Raw genomic sequence first — 11735 nt, 5'->3', positions numbered from 1 at the left:
AACCCGGAAGGGCGCGCCACCCGCAAACTGCCGTGGCGGCCTGCTTACATCCGGTCGGTCAAATCCACCACCCGCAATACTTCTTCCAGCGCAGTCTGCCCAGACAGCACCAGGCCAATCGCCGCCTCGGCCAGCGGCTGGAAGCCCTTGTGGCTGGCGCAGCGGCGCAGTTCGGTCAGCGATGCCCGCTGGCCAAGCAGGGCGTCCAGTTCGGCGTCGATGCGTTGCACCTCCATGATGGCCTGGCGACCGCGATAGCCCACGCCATCGCACAGCGCGCAGCCGCCCGGCTGGTAAATCACCGCGCCATGGTTGGCGTGCCCCAGGCCGAGCAGGCGACGGGCGGCGGCATCTGGAGCCTGTGGCTGCCGGCAGTGCGGACACAGACGCCGCACCAGACGCTGGCCAATCACCCCGACAATATTGCCGGCCATCACATCGGGCAGCACGCCCAAGTCCAGCAGGCGGGGAATGGCCGCCAGCGCCGAATGGGTGTGCAACGTGCTCAGCACCCGGTGGCCGGTCATCGCTGCCCGAAACGCCATTGCCGCCGTGTCATGGTCGCGGATTTCACCGACCAGAATCACGTCCGGGTCCTGGCGCATCAGCGAACGGATGCCATCGGCAAAGTCCAGCTTGACCGTTTCGTTGATCGAGGTTTGCCGCACCCTGGGCATCGGATATTCCACCGGGTCTTCCAGGGTCATGATATTCACCGCGCTGTCGTTCAGCTGGTTAAGCATGGCGTACAGCGTGGTGGTCTTGCCCGCGCCGGTGGGGCCAGTCACCAGCACCATGCCTTCTGGCCGCGCCAGCAAACGCTGCACCGCCGCCAGCTGGCTGGCCGGCACCAGCTGGGCCAGCGGCAGCAGGCCACGGCTGCGGTCGAGCAGGCGCATCACCAGGTTTTCGCCATGGCTGGTGGGCAGGCTGGATACCCGGAAATCCACTGCCCGGCCCGACAGGGTCAGCGACACCCGGCCATCCTGCGGCGCGCGCTGCTCGGCAATATTCAGCCCGCTGATCACCTTGAGCCGCACCAGCATGGCAGGCCAGTAGTCCTTGTGCAGGCAGCGCACCTGATGCAACACCCCGTCAATCCGGTAACGGATGCGCACAAAGCGGGCCTCCGGTTCAAAATGGATGTCCGAGGCGGATTTCAGCACCGCGTCGGTCAGCACCGCGTCAATCAGCCGGATCACCGGCTGGCTGTCGGCCAGGCCGGGATGCAGCGGCGCAGCCACCGGCCCCTGGCGGATTTCCTGCAAGATGGCATCCAGCGACACCGGGTGGCCATAGTGGCGATCGATGGCTTGCAGGATGTCGGCTTCGCAGGCCAGGCGTGGGTCAAGCCGGGCAATCTGGCCATGGCTGTGTTGCAGGATCTGGTCGCACAGCGGCAGATCGGTCGGCTGGGTCATCGCCAGTTGCAAACAGCGGCTGGCCGGCTGGTAGTGCAGTGGAAACACCCGCCAATGCCGGGCTTGCGCCTCGGGCAACACCGCCAGCGCCGCCGGGTCAGCATGGCAGTTGCCCAGCGCCACAGCCGCCACCCCCAGCCGTTCGGCCAGCACATCGCGAATCAGCGTATCGGCCACAAAACCCAACTGCACCAGCAACGCCCCCAGCGGCTGGCCGGTATGTGCCTGTTCGGCCAGGGCAATCTCCAACTGGTCGCGGTCGATCAGGCCACGGGCCAGCAAGTGTTCGCCCAGCCGCACACGGGAAGCGGCGCGACTCATGGGCGGGGCTCGGGCACGGCCAGCCGGGCGTGCAAGTGTGCCAGCAGCGCCGGGTCGCTGTGTGCGTCGGTCAGGCTGAGCGCGTGCTGATACCACAGCCGGGCAGCGTCGCGCTGACCCAGTTGCTCCAGGCTGACCGCCAGATTGAACGCCCGCTCCGGCTGGCTGGGCAGCGCGGCGTAGGCGCGCTGGTAGCCTTGCAGCGCACTGGCCCAGTCGCCCTGGGCGGCGGCGCGGCTGGCCTGCTGCCAGTCCGACCAGCCAGCGGGCAGGCCATCGTCGCTATCGTGCGCGTCCTCGCCCGGCCACAGCGCCACCCGTGGCGTCGGCTCGGCCCCTGTGCCATCGGGCACGTCGCTGGCGGGCAGGTCGGCGTCGCGGCGAATCTCCCACGATGGCGCGCTGGCGGTCGGGGGCAGCGGCGGCGTGGCCGGGGCAGTGGGGGTGGCCAGCGCGGCGGCGGGCGCGGCCAGTAACGCCGACACCGCCTGTGGATCGGGCGCCGGCAGCGCGGCCTGAGTGGGTGCCGCCGGGGCCAACGCTGGGGCAACAGGCGCGGGTGGCGGGCTGTCTGCATGCGGGATAAACCACCAGCCAGCCAGGCCAAGACCCGCCAGCCCAGCCAGCGCCAGCAGCAGCGGTTGCTGCCGGCGCGATGGGGGCGAGGCAGGGGGTGGCGGGGGTGGCAGCCACGCCGACACTGGCTCCACGGTGGGCGGCACGTGGATGCCGTGGAGGGACGGGCCGGCGGGCTCTGCCGGCGTCACTGGCACGGCTGAGGGCTGCGCGGCGTCAGTCGCTGGCGCATCGGGGGCTGGCTGGGCCGGCGGCAAGGGCAGGTGGGCGGCCGACAAAGCGTCTCCTGGCGCCCCCAATTGCCAGTTGGAGGGCGACGGGCTCATGGCACCGCCTCGGTGCGCGATGCCGCCGCTGGCACCTCAGGCAGCGGCGCGGTAAAAAAACCGGCATCGGGCAGGCTGGGGCGCAGGCCGCGCAAATCGCCGCCCAGATCGGGCTGGTCAATCAGGGTGGGGCGCAAGAATACCACCAGCTCGGTTTTGACCATTTGGTCGGTTTTGCGGCTGAACAGCCGGCCCAGGCCATCCAGCATGCTCAAACCGGGCAGGCCGTCGCTTTGCTGGTCGAGCTTGTCCTGAATCAGCCCGCCCAGCACACCAATCTGGCCGCTGCCCAGGCGCAGGGTGGACTCCATCTCCCGTACCTGCACCCTGGGCACCAGACTGCTGACCCGTGGATCGACCAGCGTCACCGCCGGATCGCTGATAAAGCCGAGGATATGGGTGATAGTAGGCCGCACATGCAGCAACACCTGGCCGCTGGCGCTGATTTGCGGCTGCACGCTCATGACAATGCCTTCCGGCACGGTGTGCAGCGTGCTTTCGTACTCTACCCGGTCGGGTTTGTCGTTCATGCCTTCGGTGCGGCGCACCTTGATGGAAAAATACGGAATGTCGCGCACCACCTTGAGCAGCGCCGCCTGATTGTTCAGCGCCATCAACTTGGGGCTGGACAGCACCCGGGTGCGGCCAAAGTGCTCCAGCAGCTTGACCGCGCTGGCAATCGAGCCGCTCTGGTAAAACAGCAGCGACACCGGCGACTGGCCCAGCGCGCGCTCCAGCGGAAAATTGCCGCGCAAGGCGTCAGCAGACAATAGCCCGCTGGTGTTTTGCATGAACTCCAGCTGGCGGCCCTGCGCCAGCCGTGACCAGTCCACCCCGGTTTCAAATTCGCGGGTAAGCTCGACTTCCACGATGGTGGCTTCTATCAGCACCTGGCGACGGGCACTGGCGCTGACCTGGCGCAAAAAGCGGCTGACCAGCGCCTGCTGGCGCGCGGTACCGCGCACGGCCAGCACGCCGGTTTCGCTGTGCAGCGTCACCCGCACTATTTTGTCTTCGCGGCTGGTGAAGCGCTGGCCGGGCTGGATGCGGGTATGGCTGGTGCGGTTTTGCTCGCTGTCGCGCTCGGTCACACCCGCTGGGGTGCTGGGGCCGGCGAGGGTGTGCTTGCGGCTGCGGGTTTGCTGTTCGGTCAGCGTGGTGGTGTCGCGAACTTCTTCTTCACGCAGCACGGTAATTACCTGCAGGGTTTCGTCCTCGCGGCGCAGCAGGTCTTCCAGGTTTTTCACCAGCGTGGTCCAGAAATGCTGCTGGCTGCGGCTGGTCAGCCGGGTGGTCGAGGCATTGCTGGCCCGCCCTTCCTGGCCGGCAGCCACGGCAGACAGCACGCCCATTTCGCTGTGGGTGTCGCGTTCTATCGCCACATAATCCAGGGTGTAGGTGGCCATGTACGGCAGGTCGGGCAGCACGCTGTAGTTGTTGCCCTGACGCTGCCAGCGGATGTCTACCTGCTGGGCAATCCGGTCCAGCAGCACTGGCAGCGGCTGACGAATGGCATGCAGGCTGACTGTGCCGCTTATCGCCGGATGGATGTCCATATTCACCTTGGCGTCGCGGGCCAGATTGACCAGAATATCCTGCACCGGCGCGTGGCTGACATTCAGGCTGAAGGCAGCCTGGGTAGACGGGGCCGGTTTGGCTGGCGGCGCGCTGGGCGGCAGAGGGGGCGGAATGTCACCACCGGGCAGTGGCGAGGGCAGGCTGAGGTGGCTGCCCGGCGTCAGCGGCGGAACCTGCTGGCAGGCGCATAGCGCCAGCCACAGCAGCCACAGCACCGGGCGCGCGGGCGTGAGCAAGAAACTTATCCGGGCATTCGGCGCTCCATCTACCGGGCGGCGGCAGCGCAAGCGGGCGTGGACAGCAGGTCGTTGCATCAGACGACTCCGGGCCAGACTGGCTTTGCAGCCACTGATAAAGTTAAAATGCTCGGTCCGGCTGGCAGAGGCAAGGGTCAGTGGCCAACCGCGTCAGCGGCGCTGACGCAGGCGTGGCCACCGGGCTCCGCTTGATCCAGATTGGGATGAAACCACTGACAGCGTCATGGCAGTCTACGGATTTTCTAGCCAGTCAGCATTATTTCAACAGCATGTCAGGCAAATTTCCGCTGCCGGTGTGCAAAAAAGCCGCACTGGCTGGCCGGGCTTGCGTATCCTGTCGGCTCGCACGATTTCTTAATTCTTATAGATTGAACATTGACGGTGGACTCCGACGCTTTCATCGAGCTGGAAAATGTCAGCTTTGCCTATGGCTCGCGCCGCATTCTGGACGGCATCAGCCTGCGCATTCCGCGTGGCCAGCTGGTGGCGATCATGGGCGGCAGCGGTAGTGGCAAAACCACCCTGCTGCGACTGATTTCCGGCCAGGTCAAACCCGACACTGGCCGGGTGTGGGTGGACGGCCAGGAAGTCAACCGGCTGGATACCGCCGGGCTGTACGCGCTGCGGCGCAAGCTGGGCATGCTGTTCCAGTTTGGCGCGCTGTTTACCGACCTGTCGGTGCTGGACAATGTGGCGTTTCCGATTCGCGAACACACCCGGCTGCCCGACAGCATGGTGCGCGACCTGGTGCTGATGAAGCTACAGGCGGTGGGCCTGCGCGGTGCGGCGCAGCTGATGCCCGCCGAGCTGTCCGGCGGCATGGCGCGCCGGGTGGCGCTGGCGCGGGCAATTGCGCTCGACCCGGCGCTGATGCTGTACGACGAGCCCTTTACCGGGCTGGACCCGATTGCGCTGGGCACCATTGCCGCGCTGATCAAGCAACTGAACGACGCCCTGGGCACCACCGCCGTGATGGTCACCCACGATGTGCATGTGTCGCTCAGCGTGGTAGACCATGTGTATTTTGTGGCCGGAGGCCGGATTGTGGCCGGAGGCACACCCGACGAAGTGCGCCGCTCGGATGATCCGTTTGTGCGCCAGTTTGTGGATGGACAACCCGACGGGCCGGTGCAACTGCACTACCCGGCAGAAGATTACGCCAGTCAGCTGGGTGTAGGAGGCGGACATGGCTGAACCGCAACGCAATGTATTCGAGGCCCTGGGCCACCGCCTGATTGAGGCGGTGTGGAAGCTGGGCTATGTCTGCCGTTTTCTGGTGGACATCCTGCGCTATTCGGGCACCAGCCTGCGCCGCTTTCCGCTGGTGATCCGCGAGGTGTATTTTGCCGGCGTGCTGTCGATGATCATCATCGTGGTATCTGGCCTGTTTGTTGGCATGGTGCTGGGCCTGCAGGGGTATTCCACCCTGGTGCGCTTTGGCTCGGCAGATGCGTTGGGCGCGCTGGTGGCATTGTCCTTGCTGCGTGAGCTGGGTCCGGTGCTGGCGGCGCTGCTGTTTGCCAGCCGCTCCGGCTCGGCCATCACCGCCGAAATTGGCCTGATGAAAGCCACCGAACAGCTCGACGCCATGGCGGTGATGGCGGTCAACCCGGTGGCCCGCGTGGTGGCCCCGCGCTTTTGGGCCGGGGTGCTGTCCATGCCGGTGCTGGCGGCCATCTTTAATGTGATGGGGATTTTTGGCGGCTACCTGGTGGGCGTGCAACTGATTGGCCTGGACCACGGCACGTTCTGGTCGCAAATGCAGAATGCCGTGGACTGGCAAACCGACATCGTCAACGGCCTGATCAAAAGCCTGGTGTTTGGCGTGGCAGTGTCGCTGATTGCCGTATTTGAAGGGTTTGACGCCAAACCCACCGCCGAAGGGGTGTCGTCGGCCACCACCCGCACGGTGGTGACCTCGGCGCTGGTGATTCTGGCGCTGGATTTTGTGCTGACCGCCTTTATGTTTTAACTGCCGAATCTCGCTGAGACAATTCAATGAAACGCGCTACGATAGATTTATGGGTAGGGATTTTTGCCGCACTGGGCTGCGCCGCCGTGCTGTTTCTGGCCCTGCAAACCGCCAACCTGACCGCTGGCGGCAGCCGCAGCCACTACACCTTATATGCTGAATTCGACAATATCGGCGGACTGAAAGTCAAAGCCCCGGTAAAAATGGCCGGGGTGGTGGTGGGCCGGGTGACGGATATCCAGCTGGACGGCAAATCATTCCGCGCCCGCGCCACGCTGGCGGTAGACAGCCAGTACCAATTCAGCCGTGACGTCTCGGCAGAAATTCTCACTTCGGGCCTGCTGGGCGAACAATACATCGGCCTGATGCAGGGCGGTGACCCGGACAATCTGGCCGCCGGCGACCGGATCAAGCTCACCTCGTCGGCGCTGGTGCTGGAACAACTGATCGGCAAATTCATGCTGAACGCCGCTGAAAAACCGGCCAGCGCGTCCGATAGCCAATAAGCCCCCCCTGTGACACTGCATTCAAACTCTCTGGATAGTGATTGATATGAAAAACCTGATAAGCAAGTTACTGATCTGCTGTGCCTTTGTGTCGTTTTCGCTGCACGCCATGGCCGACACCCCGGACGAACTGGTGCGCGACACCTCGCGCCAGGTGCTGGACGTGCTCAAGCGCGACACTGGCAAAAACACCCGCGCCATCCGGGGCGAAGTGGAAACCCTGGTGCTGCCCAAGTTCGACTTTACCCGCATGACCGCGCTGGCGGTGGGCCGGGGCTGGCGTGACGCCACGCCGGAACAGCAAAAACAGCTGACCGAGCAGTTCCGCACCCTGCTGGTGCGCACTTATTCGTCCACCATGACCCGCTTCAAGAATGCGCAGATCACCGTGCAGCCCAGCAACACCGCCGCCGACGCCCGTGAAGCCACGGTGCGCGCCGACGTGGAGCTGCCGGCCAATTCCGGCGAAAAACGCAGCGCCCAGGTAGACTACACCCTGATCAAAACCGCCAGCGGCTGGCGCGTGTACAACGTCAGCATTGAAGGTGCCAGCCTGGTGACCATCTACCGCAACAACTTCAACGACATCCTGCGCCAGGGCGGCCCCGATGCGCTGATCCAGTCGTTGAAAGACAAAAACGACGCAATGGGCGGCAGCAAGCATGCCAGCAACTGAGCCCGGCGTGCTGGCCCTGTCTGGCCCGGTGACCTTTGACCACACCGCCAATCTGGCCACCCGCTTGCGCGGCCAGGCCGGTCAGGCACAGGCGCTGGACTGGTCTGGCGTCACCCAGGTGGACTCGTCCGCCGTGGCGCTGATGCTGGAGCTGGCCCGCGCCGCCGGCCACCGCCACCAACAGCGCCAACTGCCCGCCAGCCTGCTCAGCCTGATTGCCTTATATGGAGTGAACGACCTTGTTTGCGCACCCTGAATCCCGTGGTCATCACCGCCTGCTGCTGGCCACGCTGACTGTTTTTCTGCTGGCCGGCTGCGCCGCCGCCACCCCGCAAAACCGTTTTGACCCGTATGAGCCGGTCAACCGTCGGGTACACGCCTTCAACGACGCTGCCGACCGCACCATCATCCAGCCAGTGGCACGCGGCTACCGCGCCGTAATGCCCGAACTGGCGCGCACCGCCGTCAGCAATGTGTTCAACAACTTTGACGATGCCGTCAGCGCGCTGAACCACCTGCTGCAGGCCAATCCGGCCCGGGCCAGCTCCGATGTCATGCGCGTGGCGCTGAACAGCACTTTTGGTCTGGGCGGGCTGATTGACATAGCCACCCCCGCCGGCCTGCCGTCGTACAAAACCGGCTTTGGCGAAACCCTGGGCCGCTGGGGCTACCAGAACAGCGCCTACGTGGTGCTGCCGCTGTTTGGCCCGTCCACCGTGCGCGATACCGTAGGCAAGGTGGCCGATTCGGCGAGCAACCCGCAAAGCTACCTGCTGGGCCAACCCGCCGACCGCAACAGCGCCTCTGGCCTGAATCTGGTTAACCGCCGCGCCAATGTGCTCTCGCTGACCGAGGCCGCCGACGAAGCCGCGCTGGACAGTTATTCGTTTACCCGCGATGGCTATCTGCAATACCGCAACAGCCGGATTGGCAACCAGGCCGCCCTGGCCCCGCTGGACGATAGCTCGATTGACTCGCTGGTGCCGCCAGAACCCGCCAGCAAATAAACCCGCTGCCAGGTGTTCAGCGGGCCGCTGTGCCCGCTGACGCCCCCCATCTCTCAAGGGATTCCTCTCAAGGGATTCCCCCTGCATGCGCGCCACTCCGGCCTTGCCCACTCGCGCCGCCTGGCGCAATCGCCTGTACCAGATCATCTTTGAAGCTGACACCCCGGCAGGCAAGGCGTTTGACCAGCACGCTGCCAGAAGTGATGTGTGCAGGGAAGTTCCGCCTCTCTTCTTGGGACGCGCTGATTTATTCAGAAAAATTGTTTTCGCCAAAAATAAAACCCATAAAAATCAACATCCTGGATTCCTGTCTTTGCCGGAACGAGGCTTGTGCCAGCGGTAGGCTGGGCTTTTATTATTTTAATTTTAGTTGTATAGTTGCAGTATGGAACAACACACCGCCACTAAAATGTTTGAATCGCTGGCCTCCGGCGTGCGTCAGGATATCTTTCGTCTGCTGGTCCGCCAGGGCCGGCACGGCATGGTGGCTGGCGTGATTGCCAGTACACTGGATATTCCGCCCACCAATCTGTCGTTTCACCTCAAGGCGCTGACCCAGGCCGGGCTGCTGACGGTGGAACAGGAAGGGCGCTTTCAGCGGTATCGGGCCAATCTGGCGCAAATGCTTGAGCTGATTGCTTATCTGAGCGCCGAGTGCTGCGCCGACCATCCGGAGTATTGCGCCGAGCTGCGTGCAGCGTCGGGCTGTGCCGAAGGGGTGCTGCCGCCGTTGTCGCCGGGCTGATTGCGGCATGAGCCGGGTTGGGCTGTGCTGATTTTTTAGCTGTATCATTTCAATAATAGATGGAGCATTGCAATGAAAACCCTTCAGGTATTCGATCCGGCCCTGTGCTGTAACACAGGCGTGTGTGGCGTTGAAGTGGATCAGGCGCTGGTCAGCTTTGCCGCCGACGTAGACTGGGCCAGGCAGGCTGGCGCGCAGATTGAACGCTTTAACCTGGCCCAGCAGCCGTTGGCATTTGCCGACAATGCCACGGCCAAGGCATTTCTGGCCCGCGTGGGTGAAGAGGCGCTGCCACTGGTGCTGCTGGACGGCGAAGTGGCGCTGGCCGGACGCTACCCCAGCCGCGCCGAGCTGACGCGCTGGCTGGCGCTGGAGCCCACCGCCACACCGGTAGCCAGCGCCTGCTGCGCCGGTAGCAGTTGTTGCTAACGACACCCTGACTACGTAGTCGGGCAAGCGGGGATCCTGGCGGGCGCATGCCCCGCCCAGGCCAGGTGATGCCCGGCTGACCCACCGTCATTGTCCTTCTAGCCCGCTGCCCCGCGTGGCCGCCTCACCCCACTGGAGTTACCCCATGCATTTTCTTGATCAGCTTCCGCATTTTGTGTTTTTTACTGGCAAGGGTGGGGTGGGCAAAACCTCGCTGGCCTGCGCCACTGCCGTGCAACTGGCCGATGCCGGCCAGCGGGTGTTGCTGGTCAGCACCGACCCGGCATCGAATGTGGGTCAGGTGTTTGGCGTCAGCATCGGCAATCAGATCACCGCCATCCCGGCGGTGCCTGGGCTGGCCGCGCTGGAAATCGACCCGCAGGCGGCGGCAGCGGTCTACCGTGAGCGGATTGTCGGCCCGGTGCGCGGGGTGTTGCCCGACAGTGTGGTCAGGGGCATCGAGGAACAGTTATCCGGTGCCTGCACCACCGAAATTGCCGCGTTTGATGAATTCACCGCGTTGCTGGTGGCGTCGGCGCTGACGGCGGACTACGACCAGATTATTTTTGACACCGCGCCCACCGGGCACACCATCCGCCTGCTGCAATTGCCGGGGGCGTGGAGTGGGTTTCTGGAGGCGGGCAAGGGCGATGCTTCCTGCCTGGGGCCGCTGGCCGGGCTGGAAAAACAGCGTCATCAGTATCAGGCTGCCGTGGCGGCGCTGGCCGACCCCCTGCGCACCCGGCTGGTGCTGGTGGCACGCGCCCAGCCGGCCACCTTGCGTGAGGCCAGCCGCACCCACGAAGAACTGGCCGCCATTGGCCTGTCGCAGCAGTATCTGGTGGTGAATGGCGTGCTGCCCGACAGCGAAGCCCGGCAGGATGCGCTGGCCATGGCACTGGGCGCACGCGAACACGCGGCGCTGGAGGCCATGCCGGCCAATTTGCGCGCCTTGCCCCTCGACCAGATTGCCCTCAAGCCGTTTAATCTGGTGGGGCTGGATGCCTTGCGCCAGTTGCTCAACCCCGCCCCCGCCAGCCCGGATACCCCGGTGCCGGCCTTGCCGCCCGCGCGCGTTTTGCCCAGCCTGGCCAGCCTGGTGGATGAGCTGGCGCAGGATGGCCATGGGCTGATTATGCTGATGGGCAAGGGTGGCGTGGGTAAAACCACGCTGGCGGCAGCAGTGGCGGTTGAGCTGGCCCAGCGCGGCCTGCCGGTTCACCTGACCACCTCCGACCCGGCGGCGCATCTGGCCGAAACGCTGGAGGGCTCGCTGGCCGGGTTGACCGTCAGCCGGATTGACCCGCACGCCGAAACCGAACGCTATCGCCAGCATGTACTGGCCACCAAGGGTGCCCAGCTGGACGCGCAAGGCCGGGCGCTGCTGGAAGAAGACCTGCGTTCGCCCTGTACTGAAGAAATTGCCGTGTTTCAGGCGTTCTCGCGCATTATCCGCGAAGCCGGGCGCAAGTTTGTGGTGATGGACACCGCCCCCACCGGCCACACCTTGCTGCTGCTGGACGCCACTGGCGCGTATCACCGCGACATCACCCGGCAAATGGCGCACAGCCATGCCCACTACACCACGCCGATGATGCAGTTGCAGGATCCGGCACAAACCAAGGTGCTGATTGTCACCCTGGCGGAAACCACGCCCGTGCTGGAAGCAGCCAATCTGCAGGCCGACTTGCGCCGGGCCGGCATTGAGCCCTGGGCCTGGGTGGTGAATAACAGCCTGGCCGCCAGCCAGCCGACGTCGCCCCTGCTGCGGCAACGGGCATGGAATGAACAGCAGGAAATCGAGCGGGTGGCCAGCCTGCACGCCAAACGCCTGGCAGTGGCACCGCTGATGGCCGCCGAACCGGTAGGCGTGGCCCGCTTGCTGGAACTGGCCGAGGCGCGACCAGTCCAACGCTGAGCC

Annotated in this window: 13 protein-coding genes; 10 read left to right on the top strand and 3 right to left on the bottom strand. The window is 64.8% G+C overall.

Annotated features, from left to right (window positions below; all coding sequences use genetic code 11):
• Nucleotides 1-44: 44 nt before the first annotated feature.
• Genes BXU06_RS00430 through BXU06_RS00415 form a run of 3 tightly spaced genes read right to left on the bottom strand, consistent with a single transcriptional unit; the run spans nt 45 to nt 4536 of the window.
• Nucleotides 45-1742 carry a GspE/PulE family protein gene (locus BXU06_RS00430; RefSeq protein WP_077295990.1) on the bottom strand — a complete coding sequence of 566 codons (1698 nt, stop codon included), beginning with the start codon at nt 1740-1742 and terminating at the stop codon, nt 45-47.
• The gene (locus tag BXU06_RS00425; RefSeq protein ID WP_150125049.1) at nt 1739-2596 is read right to left on the bottom strand and encodes a hypothetical protein; all 858 of its coding nucleotides are present in this window, start codon (nt 2594-2596) and stop codon (nt 1739-1741) included. The genes BXU06_RS00430 and BXU06_RS00425 overlap by 4 nt, the downstream gene beginning before the upstream one ends.
• Before the next feature lie 44 nt (nt 2597-2640).
• Nucleotides 2641-4536 carry a type II secretion system protein GspD gene (locus BXU06_RS00415; protein ID WP_077295987.1) on the bottom strand — a complete coding sequence of 632 codons (1896 nt, stop codon included), beginning with the start codon at nt 4534-4536 and terminating at the stop codon, nt 2641-2643.
• Between the two features lie 324 nt (nt 4537-4860).
• Here BXU06_RS00415 and BXU06_RS00410 point away from each other — a divergent pair, with 324 nt between their 5' ends.
• The 10 genes from BXU06_RS00410 (at nt 4861) to arsA (ending at nt 11732) form a co-directional block, all read left to right on the top strand.
• Nucleotides 4861-5673 carry an ABC transporter ATP-binding protein gene (locus tag BXU06_RS00410; protein ID WP_077295986.1) on the top strand — a complete coding sequence of 271 codons (813 nt, stop codon included), beginning with the start codon at nt 4861-4863 and terminating at the stop codon, nt 5671-5673.
• On the top strand, nt 5666-6451 hold the full coding sequence (mlaE, locus tag BXU06_RS00405) for a lipid asymmetry maintenance ABC transporter permease subunit MlaE (protein ID WP_077295985.1): 786 nt from the start codon (nt 5666-5668) through the stop codon (nt 6449-6451). Before BXU06_RS00410 ends, mlaE begins: the two co-directional genes overlap by 8 nt.
• A gap of 26 nt (nt 6452-6477) precedes the next feature.
• Nucleotides 6478-6957, top strand: coding sequence for an outer membrane lipid asymmetry maintenance protein MlaD (gene mlaD, locus BXU06_RS00400; protein WP_077295984.1), 480 nt, complete (start codon nt 6478-6480; stop codon nt 6955-6957).
• A 46-nt stretch (nt 6958-7003) separates the two neighbouring features.
• Nucleotides 7004-7633, top strand: coding sequence for a phospholipid-binding protein MlaC (locus tag BXU06_RS00395; protein ID WP_077295983.1), 630 nt, complete (start codon nt 7004-7006; stop codon nt 7631-7633).
• Nucleotides 7620-7889 carry a lipid asymmetry maintenance protein MlaB gene (locus BXU06_RS00390; protein ID WP_077295982.1) on the top strand — a complete coding sequence of 90 codons (270 nt, stop codon included), beginning with the start codon at nt 7620-7622 and terminating at the stop codon, nt 7887-7889. Before BXU06_RS00395 ends, BXU06_RS00390 begins: the two co-directional genes overlap by 14 nt.
• Nucleotides 7873-8640, top strand: a complete 768-nt coding sequence (locus BXU06_RS00385) for a VacJ family lipoprotein (RefSeq protein WP_077295981.1) — start codon at nt 7873-7875, stop codon at nt 8638-8640. Before BXU06_RS00390 ends, BXU06_RS00385 begins: the two co-directional genes overlap by 17 nt.
• 85 nt (nt 8641-8725) lie before the next feature.
• A complete protein-coding gene (locus BXU06_RS17155) occupies nt 8726-8983 on the top strand; it encodes a hypothetical protein (protein ID WP_150125048.1) in 258 nt (85 codons plus the stop codon).
• 42 nt (nt 8984-9025) lie between these two features.
• Nucleotides 9026-9385, top strand: coding sequence for a helix-turn-helix transcriptional regulator (locus BXU06_RS00380; RefSeq protein WP_077295980.1), 360 nt, complete (start codon nt 9026-9028; stop codon nt 9383-9385).
• A 72-nt stretch (nt 9386-9457) separates the two neighbouring features.
• Nucleotides 9458-9814 (top strand): arsenite efflux transporter metallochaperone ArsD, encoded by a 357-nt coding sequence (gene arsD, locus BXU06_RS00375; protein ID WP_077295979.1) that lies wholly within the window; start codon nt 9458-9460, stop codon nt 9812-9814.
• Nucleotides 9815-9959: 145 nt separating this feature from the next.
• Nucleotides 9960-11732, top strand: a complete 1773-nt coding sequence (gene arsA, locus BXU06_RS00370) for an arsenical pump-driving ATPase (protein ID WP_077295978.1) — start codon at nt 9960-9962, stop codon at nt 11730-11732.
• The last annotated feature ends 3 nt before the right edge of the window (nt 11733-11735 follow it).

Origin of the sequence: Aquaspirillum sp. LM1 (assembly GCF_002002905.1) — a bacterium.
Taxonomy (GTDB): Bacteria; Pseudomonadota; Gammaproteobacteria; order Burkholderiales; family Aquaspirillaceae; genus Rivihabitans.
Note: the sequence above shows the minus strand (reverse complement) of the source record. Positions and strands in the feature narration are given on the sequence as shown.